This is a genomic window from Streptomyces sp. NPDC031340 (genome assembly GCF_055569945.1).
Map to the genome: position 1 here is coordinate 7,387 of NZ_JBVIIE010000032.1, position 22,765 is coordinate 30,151.

24 protein-coding genes and 1 pseudogene are annotated in these 22,765 nt (G+C 71.9%); 15 read left to right on the top strand and 10 right to left on the bottom strand.

Annotation, left to right across the window (positions count from 1 at the left end; all coding sequences use genetic code 11):
• Positions 1–396 precede the first annotated feature (396 nt).
• On the top strand, positions 397–1,590 hold the full coding sequence (locus ACZ5GT_RS24165; RefSeq protein ID WP_469029526.1) for a hypothetical protein: 1,194 nt from the start codon (positions 397–399) through the stop codon (positions 1,588–1,590).
• A 100-nt stretch (positions 1,591–1,690) separates the two neighbouring features.
• Here ACZ5GT_RS24165 and ACZ5GT_RS24170 read toward each other — a convergent pair whose 3' ends face one another.
• Positions 1,691–2,401: a PH domain-containing protein gene (locus tag ACZ5GT_RS24170; protein ID WP_469029529.1), complete on the bottom strand. Its 711-nt coding sequence runs from the start codon at positions 2,399–2,401 to the stop codon at positions 1,691–1,693.
• Between the two features lie 109 nt (positions 2,402–2,510).
• Between ACZ5GT_RS24170 and deoC the strand changes: the two genes are divergently transcribed.
• From deoC to ACZ5GT_RS24185, 3 genes are read left to right on the top strand one after another with little or no spacing between them, the layout of a single operon-like run.
• Positions 2,511–3,521, top strand: a complete 1,011-nt coding sequence (gene deoC / locus ACZ5GT_RS24175; protein WP_469029842.1) for a deoxyribose-phosphate aldolase — start codon at positions 2,511–2,513, stop codon at positions 3,519–3,521.
• Between the two features lie 12 nt (positions 3,522–3,533).
• Positions 3,534–4,979, top strand: a complete 1,446-nt coding sequence (locus ACZ5GT_RS24180; protein WP_469029535.1) for an aldehyde dehydrogenase family protein — start codon at positions 3,534–3,536, stop codon at positions 4,977–4,979.
• Positions 4,972–5,877 (top strand): aldehyde dehydrogenase family protein, encoded by a 906-nt coding sequence (locus ACZ5GT_RS24185; RefSeq protein WP_469029538.1) that lies wholly within the window; start codon positions 4,972–4,974, stop codon positions 5,875–5,877. The genes ACZ5GT_RS24180 and ACZ5GT_RS24185 overlap by 8 nt, the downstream gene beginning before the upstream one ends.
• Positions 5,878–6,101: 224 nt before the next feature.
• On the opposite strand, the gene ACZ5GT_RS24190 is transcribed toward ACZ5GT_RS24185, so the two are convergent.
• The 4 genes from ACZ5GT_RS24190 to ACZ5GT_RS24205 form a co-directional block, all read right to left on the bottom strand.
• Positions 6,102–7,349 (bottom strand): ABC transporter permease, encoded by a 1,248-nt coding sequence (locus tag ACZ5GT_RS24190; protein ID WP_469029541.1) that lies wholly within the window; start codon positions 7,347–7,349, stop codon positions 6,102–6,104.
• On the bottom strand, positions 7,346–8,029 hold the full coding sequence (locus ACZ5GT_RS24195; RefSeq protein ID WP_469029544.1) for an ABC transporter ATP-binding protein: 684 nt from the start codon (positions 8,027–8,029) through the stop codon (positions 7,346–7,348). Before ACZ5GT_RS24195 ends, ACZ5GT_RS24190 begins: the two co-directional genes overlap by 4 nt.
• Complete coding sequence (locus tag ACZ5GT_RS24200) at positions 8,026–9,315, bottom strand: peptidoglycan-binding protein (RefSeq protein WP_469029548.1); 1,290 nt, start codon at positions 9,313–9,315, stop codon at positions 8,026–8,028. Before ACZ5GT_RS24200 ends, ACZ5GT_RS24195 begins: the two co-directional genes overlap by 4 nt.
• A gap of 225 nt (positions 9,316–9,540) precedes the next feature.
• Complete coding sequence (locus ACZ5GT_RS24205; RefSeq protein WP_469029553.1) at positions 9,541–10,026, bottom strand: hypothetical protein; 486 nt, start codon at positions 10,024–10,026, stop codon at positions 9,541–9,543.
• A gap of 248 nt (positions 10,027–10,274) precedes the next feature.
• Here ACZ5GT_RS24205 and ACZ5GT_RS24210 point away from each other — a divergent pair, with 248 nt between their 5' ends.
• The 4 genes and pseudogenes from ACZ5GT_RS24210 to ACZ5GT_RS24225 all read left to right on the top strand — a co-directional run.
• Positions 10,275–10,721, top strand: a complete 447-nt coding sequence (locus ACZ5GT_RS24210) for a hypothetical protein (protein WP_469029559.1) — start codon at positions 10,275–10,277, stop codon at positions 10,719–10,721.
• Between the two features lie 113 nt (positions 10,722–10,834).
• Positions 10,835–11,836, top strand: coding sequence for a hypothetical protein (locus tag ACZ5GT_RS24215; RefSeq protein WP_469029562.1), 1,002 nt, complete (start codon positions 10,835–10,837; stop codon positions 11,834–11,836).
• A gap of 79 nt (positions 11,837–11,915) precedes the next feature.
• Positions 11,916–12,305 (top strand): helix-turn-helix domain-containing protein, encoded by a 390-nt coding sequence (locus ACZ5GT_RS24220; protein WP_469029565.1) that lies wholly within the window; start codon positions 11,916–11,918, stop codon positions 12,303–12,305.
• Between the two features lie 6 nt (positions 12,306–12,311).
• Positions 12,312–12,437, top strand: a pseudogene (locus tag ACZ5GT_RS24225) (transposase); the annotation flags it as partial.
• A gap of 22 nt (positions 12,438–12,459) precedes the next feature.
• Here the strand turns inward: ACZ5GT_RS24225 and ACZ5GT_RS24230 are convergent.
• Positions 12,460–12,864, bottom strand: a complete 405-nt coding sequence (locus ACZ5GT_RS24230) for a hypothetical protein (RefSeq protein WP_469029569.1) — start codon at positions 12,862–12,864, stop codon at positions 12,460–12,462.
• A 150-nt stretch (positions 12,865–13,014) separates the two neighbouring features.
• Between ACZ5GT_RS24230 and ACZ5GT_RS24235 the strand changes: the two genes are divergently transcribed.
• The gene (locus ACZ5GT_RS24235) at positions 13,015–13,665 is read left to right on the top strand and encodes a uridine kinase family protein (protein ID WP_469029572.1); all 651 of its coding nucleotides are present in this window, start codon (positions 13,015–13,017) and stop codon (positions 13,663–13,665) included.
• A gap of 315 nt (positions 13,666–13,980) precedes the next feature.
• Here ACZ5GT_RS24235 and ACZ5GT_RS24240 read toward each other — a convergent pair whose 3' ends face one another.
• Complete coding sequence (locus ACZ5GT_RS24240) at positions 13,981–14,748, bottom strand: SigE family RNA polymerase sigma factor (protein WP_469029575.1); 768 nt, start codon at positions 14,746–14,748, stop codon at positions 13,981–13,983.
• A gap of 232 nt (positions 14,749–14,980) precedes the next feature.
• Between ACZ5GT_RS24240 and afsQ1 the strand changes: the two genes are divergently transcribed.
• From afsQ1 to ACZ5GT_RS24265, 5 genes are all read left to right on the top strand, one after another.
• Positions 14,981–15,658, top strand: coding sequence for a two-component system response regulator AfsQ1 (gene afsQ1, locus ACZ5GT_RS24245; protein WP_469029578.1), 678 nt, complete (start codon positions 14,981–14,983; stop codon positions 15,656–15,658).
• Positions 15,655–17,217, top strand: a complete 1,563-nt coding sequence (locus ACZ5GT_RS24250) for an ATP-binding protein (RefSeq protein ID WP_469029580.1) — start codon at positions 15,655–15,657, stop codon at positions 17,215–17,217. Before afsQ1 ends, ACZ5GT_RS24250 begins: the two co-directional genes overlap by 4 nt.
• Positions 17,217–17,819, top strand: coding sequence for a hypothetical protein (locus ACZ5GT_RS24255; RefSeq protein ID WP_469029585.1), 603 nt, complete (start codon positions 17,217–17,219; stop codon positions 17,817–17,819). The genes ACZ5GT_RS24250 and ACZ5GT_RS24255 overlap by 1 nt, the downstream gene beginning before the upstream one ends.
• Before the next feature lie 233 nt (positions 17,820–18,052).
• Positions 18,053–18,604 (top strand): VanZ family protein, encoded by a 552-nt coding sequence (locus ACZ5GT_RS24260; RefSeq protein ID WP_469029590.1) that lies wholly within the window; start codon positions 18,053–18,055, stop codon positions 18,602–18,604.
• A 91-nt stretch (positions 18,605–18,695) separates the two neighbouring features.
• Complete coding sequence (locus tag ACZ5GT_RS24265; protein WP_469029593.1) at positions 18,696–18,896, top strand: PspC domain-containing protein; 201 nt, start codon at positions 18,696–18,698, stop codon at positions 18,894–18,896.
• Between the two features lie 107 nt (positions 18,897–19,003).
• Here ACZ5GT_RS24265 and ACZ5GT_RS24270 read toward each other — a convergent pair whose 3' ends face one another.
• Both ACZ5GT_RS24270 and ACZ5GT_RS24275 read right to left on the bottom strand, forming a co-directional pair.
• Complete coding sequence (locus ACZ5GT_RS24270; RefSeq protein ID WP_469029596.1) at positions 19,004–19,387, bottom strand: ATP-binding protein; 384 nt, start codon at positions 19,385–19,387, stop codon at positions 19,004–19,006.
• Between the two features lie 140 nt (positions 19,388–19,527).
• Entirely contained in the window at positions 19,528–20,691 is a 1,164-nt protein-coding gene (locus ACZ5GT_RS24275) for an adenosine deaminase (RefSeq protein ID WP_469029599.1), read from the bottom strand.
• Between the two features lie 113 nt (positions 20,692–20,804).
• Between ACZ5GT_RS24275 and ACZ5GT_RS24280 the strand changes: the two genes are divergently transcribed.
• Positions 20,805–21,566, top strand: coding sequence for an alpha/beta hydrolase family protein (locus tag ACZ5GT_RS24280; protein WP_469029602.1), 762 nt, complete (start codon positions 20,805–20,807; stop codon positions 21,564–21,566).
• 47 nt (positions 21,567–21,613) lie between these two features.
• On the opposite strand, the gene ACZ5GT_RS24285 is transcribed toward ACZ5GT_RS24280, so the two are convergent.
• A complete protein-coding gene (locus tag ACZ5GT_RS24285; protein ID WP_469029604.1) occupies positions 21,614–22,756 on the bottom strand; it encodes an acetamidase/formamidase family protein in 1,143 nt (380 codons plus the stop codon).
• Positions 22,757–22,765: the final 9 nt, after the last annotated feature.

The window sequence follows — 22,765 nt, forward strand, 5'->3', positions numbered from 1 at the left end:
ACGGCGGGCGCCGCGGCTCCGCCCGCCGCAGCGCCCGCACCCGACCGGGCGGACTTCGGTCCACACCCGACCGGGCGAGCCTCCGCCCGCACCCGACACCGCACTCCGGCCCGGCACCCGACTCGGGTGCCGGCCGGAGGTCTGCGCCCCGCCGGATCACGGCGGGCGCCGCGGCTCCGCCCGCCGCAGCGCCCGCACCCGACCGGGCGGACTTCGGTCCACACCCGACCGGGCGAGCCTCCGCCCGCACCCGACGGGGCGCCCCCTTGCGCCGTCCGGGGGGCACCCCGTCGGGTGGTTTTCGGCGGTCCGCTGACCCGGGCTCCACGCTCCGGACCGGCCGCCGGGCAACGGTGGAGCGGAAACGCACCGCCGAGCCAGCCTGGAGCCGCCGCCGTGTCCACGACCGCATTCCGGCCGACACCCCGAGCGACCGCCTCCCCGGGCTCCCCGCCCCCACCGTCGGCGCCGCCGTCCGCTCCGCGCGCCGCGCTGCACCGGGCGGCCCCGGCCCTGCTCGGGTACCTCGCCGTGCGGCTGACCGGGCTGGCCGTGCTGGCCGTGTGGGCCCACCGCCGACACCACGGCGTCTGGCCGGTCCTGGCGCTGCACTGGGACGCCGACTGGTACCTCGGCATCGCCGATCACGGCTACGCCCATCAGCTCGGCACCGCGTACAACGCCAACAACCTGGCGTTCTTCCCGCTGTACCCGTACCTGGTGAAGGCGGTCGCGGTGCTCACCCCCGGCAGCCGCGCCTCCACCGGCCTGGGCATCGCCGTCCTCGCGTCACTGGCCGCCGCCTGGGGCGTGTTCGCGGTCGGCGACCGGCTGCACGGCCACCGGACCGGCGTACTGCTCACCTTCCTGTGGGCGGCCCTCCCGGTCGGCCTGGTGCAGTGGATGGGCTACACCGAGTCCCTGTTCACGGCGTTCGCCGCATGGGCGCTGTACGCGGTGCTCACCGGGCGTCCGCTCACCGCGGCCTGCCTGGCGAGCCTGGCGGGCCTGACCCGGCCGACCGGTGTCGCGGTGGCGGCCGCGGTCGCCGTCTGGGCGCTGCTCGCCGTGCGCCGCCGCCGCCCGTTCGACGTCCGCCTGCTCGCGGCCGCCGCCCTGGCGCCGCTGGGCTGGTGCGGGTACGTCGGCTGGGTGGGCCTGCGGGTGGGCCGCTGGGACGGCTACTTCGCCGTACAGCGGCTGTGGCGCAACGAGCTGGACGGCGGCCGGGAGACGGTGCGCCGGATGCGGGAGATGCTGGCCTCGGACCCGCGGCCGCACCTGTTCCTGGTGCTGGTGACGGGCACGCTGATCGCGTCGACGGTGCTGTTCGCCCTGTCGGTGGGGGACCGCCAGCCGCTGCCCCTGCTGGTGTTCACGGGCGTGCTGCTGGTGATCGTGCTGGGCAGCGGCGGGGTCTACTTCCCGCGCGCCCGCTTCCTGCTGCCGGGCTTCCCGCTGCTGCTGCCGCTGGCCCTGCACCTGGCCCGCGCCTCCCGCAGGTACCGCGCGCTGTTCCTGACGGCGGCGCTGCTGGGCTCGGCGTACTGGGGAGCCCACATGGCCCTGCTGTGGCCGGGCGCCCCCTGAGCGACCCTGCGGCAGCAGCCCGTCAGCCGGGTCAGCCGACGACCGGACCGCCCGCCGGACCTGGTCAGCCCGCCAGAGCTGGTCAGCCCGCCGGCCCTGGTCAGCCGGTCGCCAGCAGCACCGCCAGCAGCACCGCCCCGGCCAGCGTCGGTCCCGCGATCTCGTACGCCCAGCGCACGGTCACCTCGCCCTGGGCCGTCTCCGCCCGGCCCCGGGCCTCCAGCAGCTCGCGCAGGTCGTCCATGACCTTGTCGGTCTCGGCGCGCACGGACCCCTGCGGAACCGCCGCGCGCCCGGGCCCGCCGAACCCCTGCCCGGCTCCGAACACCCCGCCGCGGCCGGCGCGGCCGCCGCGGCCCGTCCTCTCCCCGGCCTGCTCCGCCGCCGCGCGGTCCGCCCGGCGGGCCGCCCTCTTGCGCGCCCGCAGCGAGACCGGGACGGCCCACAGCTGGTACTTGGCGCCGGACTCGGCGACGACCTCGTTGGAGTAGCCGGAGCGCAGCGAGGCGACCTGGCCCCAGGGCAGCACGACGACGCGGAACGGGTTGCGGATGCGCAGCCGGTCCTCGTCGGCGTGGACGGCGGGACGCAGGGTGAAGGCGACGACCGGCGGCACGATCAGGATCAGCGAGGCCAGCGCCAGCCACGGGGTGCGCCCGTGACCGGCGACGATCGCGTCGATGCCGAGCCAGACGACGATGGCGAGCAGCACGACACCGCCCGCGATGCCCGAGGGTGACCGGTAGACGCGGTCCCTGGACCGGGCTGCCGGGGGCTGCGGTGCTGGTGACTGGGGCTCGGGGGTCGTCATGCTGCCGATTGTGCCGCACGCCGGTACGGTCCGACCGGCCGCCCGCCCATTGGCCTGTTCCCCCGGGGTGTACAGCCGCTACGCGCGTAGATATGCTCGTCTGGTGACCATGCCCATCAACGCACCCTCAGCCACTGCCGAACGCGTGGGAGGCACCCCCGGAACCCCCGGCGTCCCCGGCGCCCACGCCCTCGCGGACGTCACCGCGTCCGACGGCGCGCTGCGCCGCTTCCTGCACGGGCTGCCCGGCGTCGACGCGGTCGGCCTCGAGGCGCGAGCCGCCTCGCTCGGCACCCGTTCCATCAAGACGACCGCGAAGGCCTACGCCATCGAACTCGCCATCTCGATGGTCGACCTGACGACCCTGGAAGGCGCGGACACCCCGGGCAAGGTCCGGGCGCTCGGCGCCAAGGCGGTCCACCCCGACCCGACGGACCCCGCCACGCCCGCGACGGCGGCGGTGTGCGTCTACCCCGACATGGTGGCCGTCGCCAAGGAGGCCGTCGCCGGCTCCTCGGTGAAGGTCGCGTCGGTCGCCACCGCCTTCCCGGCGGGCCGCGCCGCGCTGTCCGTGAAGCTGGCGGACGTGCGCGAGGCCGTGACCGCGGGCGCCGACGAGATCGACATGGTCATCGACCGGGGCGCGTTCCTCGCGGGGCACTATTTGAAGGTGTACGACGAGATCGTCGCGGTGAAGGAAGCCTGTGGTACGAGCGCCCGCCTGAAGGTCATCTTCGAGACCGGCGAGCTGTCGACGTACGACAACATCCGCCGCGCCTCCTGGCTCGGCATGCTGGCGGGCGCGGACTTCATCAAGACGTCCACCGGCAAGGTGGCGGTGAACGCCACGCCCGCGAACACGCTCCTGATGCTGGAGGCGGTCCGCGACTTCCGCGCGCAGACCGGCGTCCAGGTCGGGGTGAAGCCGGCCGGCGGCATCCGTACCAGCAAGGACGCGATCAAGTTCCTGGTGCTGGTCAACGAGACCGCCGGCGGGGACTGGCTGGACAACCACTGGTTCCGCTTCGGCGCCTCCTCGCTGCTGAACGATCTGCTGATGCAGCGTCAGAAGCTGGCCACCGGACGCTACTCCGGCCCCGACTACGTGACGGTGGACTGAGACACCATGGACATGGAATTGCAGACGTCGGCATTCGCATACGCACCGGCTCCCGAGTCCCGCGCGATCGTGGACATCGCGCCCTCCTACGGCCTGTTCATCGACGGCGAGTTCGCCGAGGCGGCGGACGGCAGGGTCTTCAAGACCGTCTCCCCCAGCACGGAGGAAGTGCTGTCGGAGGTCGCGCAGGCCGGTGAGGCGGACGTCGACCGCGCGGTGAAGGCCGCCCGCAGGGCGTTCGAGAAGTGGTCGGCGCTGCCCGGCTCGGAGCGCGCCAAGTACCTGTTCCGCATCGCCCGGATCATCCAGGAGCGCAGCCGCGAGCTGGCGGTGCTGGAGACGCTGGACAACGGCAAGCCGATCAGGGAGACCCGCGACGCCGATCTGCCCCTGGTCGCGGCGCACTTCTTCTACCACGCGGGCTGGGCCGACAAGCTGGAGCACGCCGGTTTCGGTCCGTCCCCGAAGCCGCTGGGCGTGGCCGGCCAGGTCATCCCCTGGAACTTCCCGCTGCTGATGCTGGCGTGGAAGGTCGCCCCGGCGCTGGCGACCGGCAACACGGTCGTGCTGAAGCCCGCGGAGACCACGCCGCTGAGCGCCCTGTTCTTCGCGGACGTCTGCCGCCAGGCGGGCCTGCCGAAGGGCGTCGTCAACATCCTTCCCGGGTACGGCGACACGGGCGCCGCGCTGGTCGCCCACCCGGACGTGGACAAGGTCGCCTTCACCGGCTCCACGCCGGTCGGCAAGGAGATCGCGCGGGCCGTCGCCGGCACCCGCAAGAAGCTCACCCTGGAACTGGGCGGCAAGGGCGCCAACATCGTCTTCGACGACGCCCCGATCGACCAGGCCGTCGAGGGCATCGTCACCGGCATCTTCTTCAACCAGGGCCAGGTGTGCTGCGCGGGCTCGCGGCTGCTGGTCCAGGAGTCGGTCCGGGACGAGCTGCTGGACTCCCTCAAGCGCCGTCTGTCGACGTTGCGCCTGGGCGACCCGCTCGACAAGAACACGGACATCGGCGCGATCAACTCGGCCGAGCAGCTGGCGCGGATCACCTCGCTCGTCGAGCGGGGCGAGGCGGAGGGCGCCGAGCGCTGGTCGCCCGCCTGCGAACTGCCGTCGTCCGGTTACTGGTTCGCCCCGACGCTGTTCACCGACGTCACCCAGGCGCACACCGTCGCCCGTGAGGAGATCTTCGGCCCGGTGCTCTCGGTGCTGACCTTCCGCACGCCCGACGAGGCCGTCGCCAAGGCCAACAACACCCAGTACGGCCTGTCGGCGGGCATCTGGTCGGAGAAGGGCTCGCGGGTGCTCGCGGTGGCGCGAAAGCTGCGCGCGGGCGTGATCTGGTCCAACACGTTCAACAAGTTCGACCCGGCCGCGCCGTTCGGCGGCTACAAGGAGTCGGGCTTCGGCCGCGAGGGCGGCCGCCACGGCCTGGAGGCGTACCTCGATGTCTGACAAGTCCGAGACGGCCGGGCGGCTGTCCGTCTTCAAGACCTACAAGCTGTACGTGGGCGGCAAGTTCCCGCGTTCCGAGAGCGGCCGGGTGTACGAGGTGACCGACGCAAAGGGCAACTGGCTGGCCAACGCGCCGCAGTCCTCCCGCAAGGACGCCCGGGACGCGGTGGTCGCCGCGCGCAAGGCGTTCGGCGGCTGGTCCGGCGCGACGGCGTACAACCGCGGCCAGGTGCTCTACCGGATCGCGGAGATGCTGGAGGGGCGCCGGGACCAGTTCGCGCGCGAGGTCGCCGACGCCGAGGGCCTGTCGAAGTCCAAGGCGGCCGCCCAGGTGGACGCGGCGATCGACCGCTGGGTCTGGTACGCCGGGTGGACCGACAAGATCGCGCAGGTGACCGGCGCGGCCAACCCGGTCGCGGGCCCGTTCTTCAACATCTCCTCCCCCGAGCCGACCGGCGTGGTCGCCGTCCTGGCGCCGCAGGAGTCATCGTTCCTGGGCCTGGTGTCGGTGGTCGCCCCGGTGATCGCGACCGGCAACACGGCGGTCGTGATCGCCTCCGAGCGGGCGCCGCTCCCGGCGCTCTCCCTGGGTGAGGTGCTGGCCACCTCCGACCTGCCCGGCGGCGTCGTCAACATCCTCTCCGGCCGCACGGCCGAGATCGCGGCGCCGCTCGCGGCCCACATGGACGTCAACGCGATCGACCTCGCGGGCGCGGACGACGTCCTCGCGAAGGAGCTGGAGATCGCGGCGGCGGACAACCTCAAGCGCGCCCTCCGTCCACAACCTGTGGACAACTGGACGGCGACGCCGGGCACCGAGCGCATGACGGCGTTCCTGGAGACCAAGACGGTCTGGCACCCGACCGGTTCCCTGGGCGCCTCGGGCTCGTCGTACTGACCGACCAGCCCCGGCCCCGGCATTGAAGATCGCACGCCGTATCCAGGTTCTTCCGTTTCGTTCTGTCGCAAGTCGAAACGTACCTGCGGTACGGCGTGTTGTTTGCATCACCCCTGGTCAGCGACCCACGGACGCGACAGGGGAGCCGAAATAGAAGCCGCGCCCAAGGGCAGAACATTCAGGGGCGCGGTCGGCATCCCGACAGGCCCCGCAAACCTCACAGGTCAGCGCCGAAGGGCCTCCACCGGCTGGATGCGCGAGGCCCGCCAGGCCGGATAGAGGCCGGCCAGCACGCCGGTGACCAGCCCGACCAGCGGGGCGGCGGCGACGGTTGCGGGGTGCACGACCGGGGTCCAGTCCCGGGCCACAGCGACGGCGACCACCGTCACGGTGCCCAGGCTGGTGCCCACCAGGCCGCCAAGGGCGCCGAGGGCACCGGACTCGGCCAGGAACTGGGCGGTGATGTGCCGGGCGCGGGCGCCCAAGGCGCGGCGCAGCCCGATCTCGCCGGTCCGCTCCAGCACCGCGACCAGAGTGGTGTTGGCGATGCCGACCGCGCCGATGATCAGGCAGATCCCGGCCAGCAGCAGAAAGAGCTGATTCAGGTCGGAGTTCACGGTCGAGCGCAGGGCCTTGGGGTCCGGGGGCGGGATGGCCTTGAAGTACTCGGGGTGGTCGGGGCGCAGCGCGGTGGCCGCTTCGGTGGCGACCTGCTGGGCGGCGCCCAGTTCGGTGGCGATCAGCATGCCGGACTCGGTGGGGTCGGGGGTGCCCCAGATCTGCTCGGCGGTGGTGCGCGGGACGACGACGGAGAGCAGCAGGTCGGCCTTGCGCTTCACATCGTCGACGATACCGACGACGGTGAACGACTCCTCGCCGATGAACAGCGCGGGATGGGTCTCCAGGGTGGTGATGCCCAGTCGGCTCGCGGTTCCCGCGCCGATCACGGCGACCCGGCCGGCCTTGGCCATCCGCTCGTCGTACAGCCGCCCCTCGGCCAGGGTCGGCTCGGCGGCCTTCAGGACGCCGGGCGAGGCTGCGACGACATCGATCCGCTCGCCTCCGGCACTGTCGCCGATGGGCGCGGAGCGGACGCTGCCCGCCCGGTCGTCCCGTACGGTCCAGTAAACCCCCGCGGCCTTGACCCCGTTCACCCTGTGCATCCGGGCGTCGGCGTCCTCGGGGAAGGCGGGCCCGGTGAGCTGGTCGGGGTCGTCCACCGTCTCCTCGATCGTCACCTCGGTGGCGGTCAGGGCGTTGAACCGGGCGTCGATCTGGGACGAGGTGGTCGCGGTCAGTCCGAGGATCGCCACGAACGTGCCGACGCCGAGCACCGTGCCAAGCGCGGTCAGCGCGGAGCGGGCGGGCCGCTGCAGCATCCCGGCCGTGGCCTCGGCGAGCAGGTCGCGCGGGGTGAAGACGGAGGGTATGACGCCGGTGGCGGCGCGTGCACCCCGGATGCGCAGCTTCACGCGGCCACCTGCTGCTCACGAAGGACACCGTCGCGGATGGCTACAGTGCGGGCACCGCGGGCGGCCACCTCCGGATCGTGCGTGATCAGCAAGATGGTCATCCCGTCGGTGTGCAGTTCGTCCAGCAGCTCCAGGACCGCCCCGGCGTTGGCAGTGTCGAGATTGCCGGTGGGCTCATCGCACAGCAGCAGGGAGGGGCCGGCGGCCAGTGCCCGGGCGATGGCGACGCGTTGGCGCTCACCGCCCGAGAGCCGGGTGGGCAGCGAGTCGATGCGGTGGCCGAGGCCCACGCGGACCAGGGCGTCGCGGGCGCGCGGGGCCCGCTCGGCGTGGGGGACGCCGTTGTAGACCATGGCCAGGGTGACGTTCTCCAACGCCGAGCGGTGCGGCAGCAGATGAAAGGCCTGGAAGACGAAGCCGATGCGACGACCGCGCAGCGCGGTTCGATCGGCGTCACACAGCGCGCCGGTGTCGTAGCCGTCGAGGAGGTACGTGCCATGGGTGGGGGCGTCAAGCAGCCCGGCTATGTTGAGGAAGGTGGACTTGCCCGAGCCCGAAGGCCCGACGACGGTAACGAAATCCCCCGGCTCGACGAGCAGTTCACATGGCTTGAGGGCAGGCACGGGCGGCGGCCCCGGGTAGGTGAGGCCGACCTGGCGGAACTCGATGACCGGCGTCACTGCCCGGCCACCCCCTTCTTCACACCCACGATGACCTGCTCGCCCTTGGCCAGCCGGGCAGCCCCCACCGGCTCCACGGCGACGAAGCCGTCGCCCGCGGTGCCCGTGCGCACCTCCACCCGACGCCGCTCGTTGTCCGGCTGGAGCACCGTGACCGTGGTCCGGCCGTCGGCGCCCGCGGTGAGCGCGGTGATCGGCACGACCAGCGCCTTGCCGTCGGTACGGGCCGCTTCGATGGTCAGCCGCACATCCTGCCCGGCCAACCGGGCATCCAACGCCTTGTCCGGATCGACCCGCAGCAGATAGCCGCTCTGTCCCGGCGCCGCCGACGCCCCGCCGTCCGGCTCGCCCTCGCCGCCGCCACCCCCGCTGCCGCTGTCCGGCGCAGTCAGCGAATCGGCCAGCGAACCCACCTTCGCCTGCGCCTTGATGCCGGTCAGCTCCGAGTAGATCTGCACCCGCTGCCCCTTGCGCACCAGGCCCTTCTGGTGCTCCTGCAGATAGGCCTGTACCGCGAGCTTCCCGCCGGACACCGTCAGCATCGTCCCGTCCACGGGCGCACCCACGTGTCCCGGCACCGCGTCCACCCGGGCGGGAAAGCCCTGCAGGAAGACCACTTCGCCGGCCGGCAGCCGAGGACCCGACGCGGCCTGCGCGGCAGCCAGCTCATCCCGGGCCTCATCCAGATCATCCTGCGCGTACTGCACCGCATGCGCCGACCCCTTGCCGTCGGCGTCCTTGGCCTCCTGCAGCGCCCGCTCAGCCGCCGTTACCGCCCTCTCGGCCGACTTCAGCCCTTTCCCGTTGTCGTCCACAGCCGGCAGCGGGTCGTAACCTATCGCGGCGTAGTAGGCGTTGAGGGCGGCCTTGGTACCTGCTCCGAAGGTCCCGGCGGTATCGCCGCCCGTGCTGTGTCCCAGGGCCTGCAGCGCCTCCTGCAGCTGCTTCACGTCGTCGCCTTCCGCGCCGGGCTTGAGATCGCGGTAGACGGGTATCCGCCCGGGCAGGGCGAACACCGGCCGCCCCGAGACCTCGAGCAAGACCTGCCCGGCCTTCAGCCGATCGCCCTGCTTGACCGGCAACTTGGTCACGACGGGTGCGGCACCGTCCTCCCCGCCGGCCACCTGCGGCGCCACATCCACACTCTGTCCGGCGACGACCTGCCCGCGCACGATCACCGACGACGTCAACACCCGGTATTCCACCGTTGACGTCAGCACCGACCGCTCCGGCGGCCTCGCCTCCGCCGCCGCCTGCGAAGGCGACTTGATCAACGTGGAGGCCACCACTCCGGCCCCCGCGAGCAACACCGCCCCACCCGCGACAGCGGCGATCCAACGGCGCCTACGCGCAAGCCCGCCGGCCGGACCTCCGCCTGCGGCGGCGGTCTCCCCGGCCTCCTGCGTCGTCTTTACAACGGGCTCGTCCCCAGCATCCGGTTGTGCGGTCACTTCGTCACATTTCCTCGTCGCAACCTGCAGACCTCCGTCACCGTGTCCTGCCGGGGTCGGTCAGCCGCCGACGACGGCGTCGTCGTCCGGGCCAGGGCTGCACTTCTTCAGGGCCGCTTTGAGGGCGTCGTTGTCGCTGTTCTTGGCCCTGTTGTACGTGGTGAAGCCCTCGGCCTTCATGCACGCGACGAAGGCCGGGTCTGCCTTCGCTGTCTCCCCGTCGTCCTCGGAGGTGTCCGGCGCCGGCAGGAGAGCCGCACACTTGCTCTCGGCCTTGGTCAGCACCGCCCCGTCCCCGCCGGCCTTGACCACACGGAGTTCACCGTCGGGGGTGGTCTCGATCTTGACCCCGTTCTTCTCCAGGCACCCGTAGTAGTCACGCTCCGAGTCGCTCGCCGCCGAGGGCTCCCCACTCGCCGCGGGCCTCGTGCCGGAATCGCTCCCGCTTCCCGCGTTGTCCCCCTCGGCACCGCCACATCCGGCCAGGACAGCGGCTGCGAGCAGTGCTGCGCACAGTGATTGCGTGACGCGGGTGGGGGAGGGCATGAGTAACTCCGTTTTGCTGAAGGGAGGGGGGCGGCGTAGCCGCTCCGCGGCACGTCACGCCCAGTCGTCTTCCCCCGGGATCGTCCGCCGCAGGACGGCTCCAACCGCGTTTGACCCCACCACGTGGCGAGAGCCGCCGTCTACTGGCCCAGGGGACAGTAGACGGCGATTGCCTGTTGATCTGTAATGACTCGGCACGTTTCGAACAACTGCACGGGCAAGAGCACCTCTCTGACAAGGAGTCCGCTTTGACCCACCTCACCCGCCGCGTGGCCACAGTCGCGCTGGCCATCTCCGCCCTCGGCGGCTTCGGTCTGGCTACCGCCGGCACCGCGGCAGCAACTCAGGTCGCCTACGACGGCTATCTGGACGCTGAGGAGATCGGCTTCTTCTACAACTCGGACCAAGCCGGCTGCGTCTTCGACCTGTATGACAAGGACCTCAACTTCAACAACGACTATTTCAAGGCCTACCCGACCTCCGCCTCGTGCAACGGCAAGGGGCAGGTCGTCGGCAACAACACGGCCTCCTACTGGAACCGCAGTGCGGACGAATGGTGGGTCCACACCGGCCCCAACGCCGGAGGTACGTACGAGGGCTCGATTCCCGCCTATTACATAGGTAACGCAAGCGCCAACTTCAAGAACAACATCGAGTCGGCCTGCTGGGTGGTCCCGGACTGCGGAACCTACTGATCGCGCCGGGCGGCACCTGCCCGAGCTCTCTCAGCCCGCTGTCCCACCTGCCGTTATCAGGCGGGACAACGGTTCCCCCACGCTACCCGCACGACGACCGCGAGGATCCCCGCATGGCTCTCCCAAGCCGATTCCTGGCCGCCACCTGTCTGGTGAGCGCTGCCGCCCTGACCCTCAGCGGCTGCGCAGGCAAGGAGACCGCAGCCGGCGCTGCGGGAAAGGAGCCGGCCATCGGCAGTATCGAGAAATTGAGCAGCACCGAAGGCCTGGAATTCCCCATCGCGGCATACGAGGCCACCCCCGATCAGCAGTTGCAGCTGAAAAAGGCCCAGAATCGCCTGATCGAGCAATGCATGAAGCGCTTCGGCTTCGATTACGTCCTTCCCGCCCCGACACCTCCGAGCGAGGATGACTCGAACTCACGGGTCTTCGGGCTGGCCAACGCGGAGGACGCCGCCCAGTTCGGCTACGCGAGCCCTGGCCGGGCAACAGACCCGGCACCCGTCAAGAGACAGTCGCAGGCCGCTCTCAGCAGAACCGGCCAGACGGTGCTCAACGGGGTGGACCCCGTTGCCGAGGCTGCGGCGAAGGCAAAGGGCAAGGCAGCTGCCCCCACCAACCAACCCATGTCGCAGGCCGAGGCGGAGAAGGCGCCGGGCACCGGCATCATCGTCAACGGCAAGGAAGTGCCCGTCGGCGGCTGCGGTCGCGAGTCGGCTCTGAAGCTGTACTCCCCGACTCCGGGATCCCTCGACATCCTCTACGTCTTCAATCTGGGCGGCGAGGCCGAGTCCAGGGCGCTGGAGGACTCCCGGGTGAGGAAGGTCACGACCAAGTGGTCGCAGTGCATGGCTGATTCGGGCTTCAACACCTCCAGTCCCGACAACGTCCAGTCGGACCTGGGCCTGGAGGGGGGCAAGCTCTCCAGCCCCGAGGCCATCACGATCGCCAAAGCGGACGTCGCCTGCAAGACGAAGGTCAACTACATCGGCATCCGCTACGCCGTGCAGACCGCGTACGAGAAGTCTCTGGTGGAAGAGCACGCCGAGACCCTCGCCCTGTTCAAGCAACAGACCCAGGACCGGCTCCGCCTCGCAGCACAACTCAACAGCTGAACGGGTCAGTTACGATCCAGGCACGTCAGGATTGCGCGGGCGCCGGCCGCCCGTGCGGCTATTGGGTCCGGGGGGATTCATGTGTGTTGTTGACCGGGTGGGAGGGGACTGCTTACCGGACGGGGACGGTGATGGCTCGGCAGCCGGGGACTTACTCCGCCGCGCGCTCGCCCTCGATCCACCTCTCACCGGGACCGAGGAGAAGGTCCTTGACCTGCTGCGGGGTGGGCCGACCAATGCGGAGATCGCCACCCACCTGGATATCACGATCCGTACAGTGAAGTTCCATGTGTCAAACCTGCGTATGAAGCACTGCGGGCTCTCCCGCCTCCAGCTCTGCCTGCTGGCCACGTTGCGCCGACTGGACCCTGTGGTGGCCGCGACCGCCGTGGGACCAGCCGATCAGAGTGAAGCTTCCCCTCGATGTTGGACACCTGGAGACTGGGACGTGAGGTGCCAGAGCAAGTAGTGCCAGGTGGGAAGTAAGAGCGACCGCAGCAGGCGGTACTCGGAGGAGTTCAAGCGGGACGCGGTCGCGCTGGTCCGCTCGTCCGGGAGGACCGTCACCGAGGTGGCCCGGGAGATCGGGGTCGGCGCCGAGGGGCTGCGGAACTGCGCTGCGGTCAGCCGCCCAGCAGGCCGGTCGCCTGGCCCAGTACCGGGATCGAGCCGATGGAGTCCGCCTCGGCGACCGGGCGGGTCAGCGCCTGGGAGGACAGCGGGCGGAAGTCGTCGAGCCGGGTGGCGACGCCGTTGTCGAGCGGGTCGACGCCGGTGCCGGCGAGGGGGTTGGGCTTCAGGCCGGCGACCGGGCCGGTGACGTGGCCGACGGTGCCGGTCAGCGCCTGGGTCCCGGCCTGCGGGTCGGTCTCACCGAGGGAGGCGGGCAGCGTGTGCGGCACGTCTACCACCGGCCGGGCGTCCGCCGACGCCGTCGCCGCGCCCGCGCCGAGCGCCGCCCCCGTCGTCGCGAGGGCGAGCAGGGCGCGCCGGACGGCCGGGCGGGAGGGGGACGCGTGTCGTGCCATGTCTGGGGTCACCTTCTGAAGCTCTACGTGATCGGGACGTGATCCGGAACGTGACCGGACAGACACGAAGGGTAGTTGAGGTGTGACGCGCACTCCAAAGACGACCCGCGGGGTCGGCAAGGCGTACGGAATACGTCAAACTGGTGTCCCGTGAGCATCCAACTCCCCTCCTCCGCCCGTGTCGTGCTGCTCTGCGGCCCCTCGGGTTCGGGCAAGTCCCTCGTCGCCGCCCGCTCCGGCCTGCCCGTGCTGCGCCTGGACGACTTCTACAAGGAGGGCGACGACCCGACGCTGCCGCTGGTGGCGGGGAGCTCCGACATCGACTGGGACCACCCGGACTCGTGGGACGCCGACACGGCCGTCGCGGCGATCGCCGAACTGTGCGGCACCGGCCGGACGAACGTCCCCGTCTACGACATCGCGCTCAGCGCCCGCACCGGCGAGGACACCGTCGGCATCGGGCGGACCCCGCTGTTCATAGCGGAGGGCATCTTCGCGGCCGAGATCATCGCCCGCTGCCGGGAGGCCGGACTGCTGGCCGACGCGCTGTGCCTGAGCCGTGGCCCGGTGCGCACCTTCCGCCGGCGCTTCCTGCGGGATCTGCAGGAGGGCCGCAAGTCGGTGCCGTTCCTGCTGCGCCGCGGCTGGCGGCTGATGCGGCGGGAGCGCTCGATCATCGCCCGCCAGACCGCGTTGGGCGCGCACCCCTGCGACAAGGACGAGGCCCTGGGCCGCCTCGCCGCGGCCGCCGTCGCGGACCGCCGGCCGGCGGCGCCCGCTCCGGACGCGCAGGTGCGCTGAGCGCACACGAGAGCGGGACTGGACGGACCCCCCGGCCCTCCAGCCCCGCTTCCCCCGTCACCCCGGCTTCCCCCGTGGGGTGTCCCCGTTGTGCTCCCCCGTGTCCCCCGTGGGCCCCCTCGTGCTGTTCCCCCCGGGTCCCCCTTGTCCCCGCATTGCCCTGTATCCCCGTGTCCCCCGTGGATACAGGGGTGTTGCTCCCCCGTGACACGCATCCCCCGTGGCCCGTGTCCCCCGTGGCCACGGGCCGGTGCGTCCCCCGTTCCCCCCGTTCCCCCCGTTTCCCCCGAATTTCCCCCGTTTCCCCCCCGTCCCTCAGGCGACGAGCTCGCCGAAGGCGTCCTCCTCGTCACGGCCGAGGCTGAGCGCCTCGTCATCGCGCAGCCGGCGCAGCGAGCGCCAGATGCTGGACTTGACCGTGCCGACACTGATGCCGAGGATCTCCGCGATCTCCGGGTCGGTGCGGCCCTCGTAGTAGCGCAGGACCAGCATCGTCCGCTGGAGTTCGGGCAGCCGGGCCAGCGCCTGCCACAGGACCGCGCGCAGTTCGGTGCCGCGCATCGCGTCCGTGTCCCCGGGCGTCTCCGGCAGTTCCTCGGTCGGGTACTCGTTCAGCTTGCGGCGGCGCCACGCGCTGATGTGCAGGTTCGTCATGGTGCGGCGGAGGTATCCGCCGACCGCCGCCTTGTCGCTGATCCGGTCCCACGCCCGGTACGTCGAGAACAGCGCGCTCTGCAGCAGGTCCTCGGCCTCGAACCGGTCACCGGTCAGGTGGTAGGCGGTTGCGTACAGGGAGGCGCGGCGCTCCTGGACGTAGGCGGTGAACTCCGCCTCCGACAGCGAACGACGCTCCCCCGATTCCTCCCCGTACGCGGCTCCCCCGTGCTTCTCCCCCGTGTGTGCGTCACACACCGCCATGTAGGGCTGAAGCCCCTGCTGCGCATGAGCGGTGTGCTGACGCCCGGTGCCGCCGCGAGCGCACCCCCGCCCGCTCACGGCGGCACCGGACTTCTCGGAACCCCGGGTCACGTCGTGCAGGCGCGTGACCACTGCGCTGGTGCTGGTGCTGTGCAGCGTGTTCATCTCGCGCCCCCCGTCGTGGACTTCCGGTGTTTCGTCTTGCTCAGGCGGTGGTTCCTGCCTGTGCCCAAAAGCTTGCCGCCGCACCTTCATCGCCGTGTCCGCCGACTGTCACAGACCTGTCACAGGGCCCGGCATCGGCGGGGACACAGGACGGTCACAGAGAAAAGCGGTAAAGGCCCGTTACCTGTACAGGTGTCGAAACACCGACCGTGCATGGGCCAGAATGAGCCTCGTGCCTTCCCTGTTGCTGATCGAGGACGACGACGCCATCCGGACGGCCCTGGAGCTCTCACTGACGCGCCAGGGACACCGGGTCGCCACTGCTGCCACCGGTGAGGACGGCCTGAAACTGCTGCGCGAGCAGCGGCCGGACCTGATCGTGCTGGACGTGATGCTGCCCGGCATCGACGGCTTCGAGGTGTGCCGGCGCATCCGGCGCACCGACCAGTTGCCGATCATCCTGCTGACCGCGCGCAGCGACGACATCGACGTGGTGGTCGGGCTGGAGTCCGGCGCCGACGACTACGTCGTCAAGCCCGTGCAGGGGCGGGTGCTCGACGCCCGGATCCGGGCCGTGCTGCGGCGCGGGGAGCGGGAGGCGAACGACGCGGCGGCCTTCGGCAGCCTCGTCATCGACCGCGCCGCGATGACGGTGACGAAGAACGGCGAGGACCTGCAGCTCACCCCGACCGAGCTCAGGCTGCTGCTGGAACTGAGCCGGCGGCCCGGGCAGGCGCTGTCGCGGCAGCAGCTGCTGCGGCTGGTGTGGGAGCACGACTACCTCGGCGACTCGCGGCTGGTGGACGCCTGTGTCCAGCGGCTGCGCGCCAAGGTGGAGGACATCCCGTCGTCGCCGACGCTGATCCGTACCGTCCGTGGTGTCGGCTACCGGCTGGACGCACCTCAGTGACGCGACCGAACGGGGGGTTCCGCGGCTGGTCCGCGGCGCGCAAGGGAGTGTGGTCACGGCTGCGCTTCACCAGCCTGCGGCTGCGGCTGGTGGTCGTGTTCGGGCTGGTGGCGCTGACCGCCGCGGTGTCGGCGTCCGGGATCGCGTACTGGCTCAACCGGGAGGCCGTCCTCACCCGCGCCCAGGACGCGGTGCTGCGCGACTTCCAACAGGAGATGCAGAACCACGCGGGCGCGCTTCCCGGGCAGCCCTCGCAGGACCAACTGCAGCGCACCGCAGGCCAGATGGCGGACAGCAGCCAGCGCTTCAGCGTGCTGCTGGTGGCGAAGGACACCGACGGCACGACCGTCTACGGCACCTCGGGCGCCCTCAACGGCTTCTCCCTGCGGGACGTGCCCGAGTCGCTGCGCGCGGCGGTGGACAAGCGGCACACGGCCGGCTCCGGCGACAAGTACGCCTACCACCTGTACTGGCAGCGCGTCGTCGAGCACGGCACGCCGTACCTGGTGGCCGGCGCGAAGGTGATCGACGGCGGCACGACCGGTTACATGCGCAAGTCGCTGGAGCCGGAGGCTAAGGACCTCAACTCGCTGGCCTGGTCGCTCGGCATCGCCACCGGGCTCGCGCTGATCGGCTCCGCGCTGCTCGCGCAGGCCGCCGCGACGACCGTGCTGAAGCCGGTGCACCGGCTCGGCGTGGCCGCCCGGCGCCTCGGCGAGGGCAGGCTGGACACCCGGCTGCGCGTGTCCGGCACCGACGAACTCGCCGACCTGTCGCGGACCTTCAACAACGCGGCGGAGGCGCTGGAGAAACGGGTCGCCGACATGGCCGCGCGCGACGAGGCGTCCCGCCGGTTCGTCGCGGACATGAGCCACGAGCTGCGGACGCCCCTCACCGCCATCACCGCCGTGACGGAGGTGCTGGAGGAGGAACTGGAGTCCGAGGGCGGCGGCATCGACCCGATGGTCGAGCCCGCCGTGCGCCTGGTCGTCAGCGAGACCCGGCGGCTGAACGACCTGGTCGAGAACCTCATGGAGGTCACCCGGTTCGACGCGGGCACCGCCCGGCTGGTCCTGGACGACGTCGACCTCGCCGACCAGATCACCGCCTGCATAGACGCGCGGGCCTGGCTGGACGCCGTGGACCTGGACGCCGCGCGCGGCCTGCACGCCCGGCTCGACCCGCGCCGCCTCGACGTGATCCTCGCCAACCTCATCGGCAACGCCCTCAAGCACGGCGGCTCCCCGGTGCGGGTGTCCGTCCGTGAGGCGGCCGACGAGATCGTCATCGAGGTGCGGGACCACGGCCCCGGCATCCCCGAGGACGTCCTGCCGCACGTCTTCGACCGCTTCTACAAGGCGAGCGCCTCCCGGCCGCGGTCCGAGGGCAGCGGCCTGGGCCTGTCCATCGCCCTGGAGAACGCCCACATCCACGGCGGCGAGATCACCGCCGCCAACTCTCCCGACGGCGGCGCGGTGTTCACGCTGCGGCTGCCGCGGGACGCCTCCTCGCTGACGGAGGAGACCGCCGAGGGCGCGGGCAAGAAGGGGGGATCCTGATGACCGTACGGCGCCTGCTGGCGCTTCCCGTGCTGGCCGTGCTGCTGTCCGGGTGCGGCATACGGGCCACCGAGGTGCCGACGGACTTCGGGGCGGCGCCCTCCCGGGCGCAGTGCTCGTCGGCCGGGCCGGACGTCTCCGCGCAGCCGCCGGGCGGGCTGGACGTCCGGGTGTTCCTGCTGTGCGGCTCGTCGCTGGTCGCCGTCGACCGGTCGGTGCGCGTGCCGGACGGCACGGCGGACTCCCGGCGGCGCGTGCTGGTGGCACAGGGACTGCTCGACGAGCTCGCCGCGACGCCGTCGTCCGCCGAGCAGGCGGCCGGATACCTCACGGACGTGCGCGGCGGCCTGACCGCGGGCGGGCCGCGGGCCGGCGACCCGGAGGACACCCTGCGCCTGAGCGTCGCGCCCGGCGACCTGACCTCGGCCGCCCTCGCCCAGGTCGTGTGCACGTTCTCCGACTCGGCGGCCGCCGAGAGCGACGGCTCGGTGGTTCTCGGCGGCCCGGGCTCCGCCCCGCCGCGCCGCTACGAGTGCACCGACGCGGTCCGCTCCCGCCCGGGCACGGAGCAGCCGCCCTCCAGCGCGGTGACGAAGGGCTGACCAGCGCGGTGACGAGGGGCTGACTGCCGCGCCCACCGGGCGGGCCGACGGCTGTTCCGCCTCGCACGGCCCGCCAGGCGCCCCGCCCGACGGACGGAGGAGTCGGTCGCCCCGGTGAACCGGCGGGTGACGGGCGTGGTGACGAGGGGCTTCGTCAGGGTGTGGCGCACGCCTCGTACAGGTACCTGGGGTAACGCGGAACCGATCCTGCCGGGGGCCGCGTCTTGGGGGGCGTGCAGCGTCAAGGCTCCATCGGCGGCAGCGCCGTGATCCGCATGCGGGCGACAGGGGGTGTCCTCCTCGTCGCACACCTCGCGTTCGTCGCCTGGCTCACGCTGCGTCCGCTGGACGTCCCGTGGGTGATGCCCGCGAACCTTCGTCCGTTCGCCGGCATCCGTGCCGACCTGGCGCTCGGCGGGATGGAGGCCGCCCGGCGCATCGGCGAGGGGCTCGCCCTGCTCGCCCCGCTCGGTGTCCTGCTCCCGGCCGCCCACGGCAGACTGGACGCCTCCCCGCTCGGCTCCCTGCTGCGCACGGTCGCCGCCGGCGCCCTGGTCTCCCTCGGCATCACGCTCCTGCAGACCGGCGTACCCGGCCGCGTCCCGGACGTGGACGCGCTGCTGCTGAACACCGTGGGCGTGGCGGTGGCGCACCTGGCGATCGTCCCCGCGGCACGGGCCCGGCTGCGCCGCAGGTCCGACCGCCGGGACCGGACGACCGTCCGGCAGGAGGAGCCGGCTCAGGGTCGGACCCCGACGATTCCCAGGGTCGGAATGGCCCCTTAGAGTGACGCTTTGTCCGGTTGCGGGCCGTAGCGTTGAGGGCAGATGGGCAGCGAACCGGCCCACACCCACCAGACAAAGGGGAGCGCTTACGATGACCGCCCTTGCCCGCCCCACGAACGACCGGATGATCGGCGGAGTGTGCGCTGCGCTGGCGCGGCGCTTCGGCACCTCCTCGACGACGATGCGGGTGATCTTCCTGCTGTCGTGCCTGCTGCCGGGCCCGCAGTTCCTGCTCTACATAGCGCTGTGGATCCTGCTGCCCTCGGAGGACAAGGCCCGCACCGCCTGGTGAGCCGGAGCCGCGCACGCGCGAACCGCCGGTGGGGCGCATCCCTTGTCCACGGGGTGCGCCCCACCGGCGCGTTCGACGGCGGGCGGTCAGCCGACCGGCAGACCGCTTCAGCCGATCGGCAGGCCGTTCACCGGCAGACCGTTGACCGGCAGACCGTTGACCGGCAGGCCCTGCAGCGGCAGGCCCTGCAGCGGCAGACCGCCGAGGAGCCCGGAGACCGGCGCGGCGGGACCCTGCGCGAGCGCGTTCCCGACGGCCGGCTGAGCGGCGGCCAGGCCGTCGCGGGCCGCGGGCTGGGCCTGGGCCAGCGCCTGGCCGGCCGTCGGCACCGCCTTGCCCACGTTCTCCACGGGGAGCGTGCTGGTGACGCCGCCCAGCGCCTGCCCGGAGTCCGGGAGGGCCGGGGCGGCGTTCGCGGCACCCGCACCGGCGGCGGCGAAAGCGGCACCGAGGGCGGCGACGCCGAGGGTCTTGGCGGCAGACTGCTTCATGGTGAATGCGTCCTTGAATGGGATGACGGGGATGCGAGCGGTCCACGACCGTAAACACGGCCGGCCGCCCACCGCAAACACCGAAATGCGGACGGGCGATGAATACGTGTCCGCATTCCGTGTCGGCGGCGATTCCCCGTTCAGTCCTGCTGCGGGGCGGAACCGCTGGTGGAGGCGGTTTCCCGGAACAGCCATTCGGATTTCAGCGCCGCGTATCCGGGCTTGATGACGTCATTGATCATCGCCAGTCGTTCATCGAAAGGAATGAATGCTGATTTCATCGCATTGACGGTGAACCACTGGATGTCGTCGAGCGTGTATCCGAACGCCTCGACAAGGTGCTCGAATTCCCGGCTCATGCTGGTTCCGGACATCAGCCGGTTGTCGGTGTTCACCGTCGCCCGGAAGTGCAGCCGCCGCAGCAGCCCGATGGGGTGCTCGGCGTAGGAGGACGCCGCCCCGGTCTGCAGGTTGGAGCTGGGGCACAGTTCGAGCGGGATGCGCTTGTCGCGCACGTAGGCGGCGAGCCGGCCGAGCCCGACCGAGCCGTCGTCCCGGACCTCGATGTCGTCGATGATGCGCACGCCGTGCCCGAGCCGGTCCGCGCCGCACCACTGCAGGGCCTGCCAGATGGACGGCAGCCCGAACGCCTCGCCGGCGTGGATGGTGAAGTGGTTGTTCTCGCGCTTGAGGTATTCGAAGGCGTCGAGGTGCCGGGTGGGCGGGTAGCCGGCCTCGGCGCCCGCGATGTCGAAGCCGACGACGCCCAGGTCGCGGTAGCGGTTGGCCAGTTCGGCGATCTCCAGGGCGCGGGCGGCGTGCCGCATCGCGGTGAGCAGGGCGCCGACGCGGATGCGGTGGCCGTTCTCGCGGGCGAGCCGTTCCCCCTCCCGGAAGCCCTCGTTGACGGCCTCGACGACCTCTTCGAGGCTGAGCCCGCCCTCCAGGTGCTGCTCGGGGGCGTAGCGCACCTCGGCGTAGACGACGCCGTCCTCGGCGAGGTCCTCGGCGCACTCGCGGGCCACCCGCACCAGCGCGTCCCGCGTCTGCATCACCCCGACGGTGTGCGAGAAGGTCTCCAGGTACCGCTCCAGCGAACCGGAGTCGGCGGCCTCACGGAACCAGACGCCGAGCTTGTCGGGGTCGGTCTCGGGAAGCTGGGTGTACCCGTGCTCGCGGGCGAGGTCCGCGACGGTGCCGGGGCGGAGGCCGCCGTCGAGGTGGTCGTGCAGCAGAACCTTGGGTGCCCGGCGGATCTGGTCGGAGCTCGGGGTGTTCCCACTCTGGACAGTCTGGCTCGTCATTGACGCACTCTAACTCCTACGCGCGTAGATCACATGGTGTACATCTGCGCCGATACGTAACGGTGACCGCACCGAAGGGTGGCGTACACCAGGCCTTCTGACACTGTTCTGTCATGGCACACCAAGCGACGCCGGTGCGGCGGGCCCGGCTGGGGAGAGCGCTCGGCCCGGAGCCCACGGCCGTGAGCGGGGCGGTACTGCTGCTCCCCAGCGGCGATGAGGCATCCGACCGCAGGCCCTCCCCCATGTGGGCGGCCGCGTCCATGCGGGCGCTCGGCCGCAGGCTGGCGCGGGCCGGCCGGGACGAGGGCCTGGCCACGCATGTCGTGCACTACCGCTACCGCGGCTGGAACGGCAGCGAGGCCCATCTGGCCCAGGACGCGTCCTGGGCCGCCGACGAGATCGTCCGACGCTACGGGGACGTCCCCGTCTGCCTCGTCGGCGTCGGCATGGGCGGCCGGGCCGCGCTGCGGGCGGCCGGGCGCGAGGCCGTCAGCTCCGTCCTGGCGATCGCCCCCTGGCTGCCGGAGGAGGACGTGGCGGCGTCACCGGAGCCGGTGAAGCAGCTCGCGGGACGGCGCGTGCTGATCGTGCACGGCACGAACGACGAGCGGACCGATCCGGAGCTGTCGTTCCGCCTGGCGGCCCGCGCGAAGAAGGCGAACCGGGACGTGTGCCGGTTCGAAGTGCACTCCGACGGGCACGGGTTGCACCAGTACCGCAGTGAAGTGCACGCGCTGGCCGAGGACTTCGTGATGGGGGCGCTGTTCGGGCGGACGTTCTCCCGGCCGGTGGTGGACGCGTTCGCGGCACCGCCGCCACTGGGCCTGCGGATGCCGCTGGCCGCGGGCTTCGGCAAGTCCCTGCGCCGCTGAGACGCTGCCGCCGAGCCGGCCCGGCGGCAGCCTGGACAGGCCCGGGGTCAGCGCGGTCGGGTGATCTCGGTGAAGTCGGACTTGCGGATCTTTCCGTGGATGCCCTTCACGCCGTCGACGACCTGGGAGACGGCGAAGTCGCCCGCGGCGCTGAGGTAGGCCATCGCCAGGTGGCGGTCGATGCCGTAGTCGGTCATGAGCAGGTCCAGCGCGCAGCGGACGCAGTCGCGCATCGCCTCGTCGAGGTCCTCGTGCAGGCCGATCGGCACGAGGTAGTCGTCGGTCTCGGCGAACGGCGCCGTGCGGCCGCGGCCGGGGCGCTGAGCGGCGCCGCCGGGTATGACCTCCAGCTTCACGGTGGCCCGCAACGACGCCTCGAACGCGGTGAGGGCGATCTCGCCGTCGCCCTGGGCGAAGTGCGGGTCCCCGAAGCAGACCAGCGCGTCGTCGACCTGGACGGGGAGGAAGAGGGTGGCGCCCTCGCCGAGGAGGGCGACGTCGATGTTGCCGCCGTGCCGCCCCGGGGGCACCGAGTGGGGACGCTCGTCGCCGGGCACCGCCACGCCCATCACGCCGAGGAACGGCCGCAGCGGGAAGCGCAGGGAGCCGCGGGAGGGGTCCGCCGGGTCCACCGCCATCCGGCCCCGGGCGCCGTCGCGGTCCGCGTGCGCGGTCGCGAAGGTCATCACGGGGCCCGGCAGCGCCGGCATCTCGCCGGGGAGCGCGCCGAAGCCGTGCCGGGCGGAGACCAGGCCGTACGGGACCCGCGGGGTCAGGCCGAGGACGGTCACGGCGAGCAGGTCGCCGGGACGGGCGCCGGCCACCGCGATCGGGCCGGTGACGAGGTGCGGTCCGTCGTCGTCGAAGTCGTGCGGCATGCCGGAGTCCGCGATCTGCTGGACGTCGTCGAGCACATGGGCGCCGCCGACGCCGTAACGGGCGAAGAACTCACGCGGGTTGCGGCCCTGGTCCTCCAGCACTCCCTCGTGGCTGAGCGTGTCGACCGTGACGACGGAGCCCGGCCGCACGACCGCGCACGGTGCGTCCGCCTCGCACGGGAGGCGGCCCCACAGGGTGTTGCCGGGCGTGGCCGGGACGTAGGCGGTCGACGGGATCGCTCCGTGGCCGGGCTGGAGGATCGGGAAGCCGGTCGCGGCAACGTCGAGGAGGGGCGAGTCGGTCGCTGTCATGGCCCACCT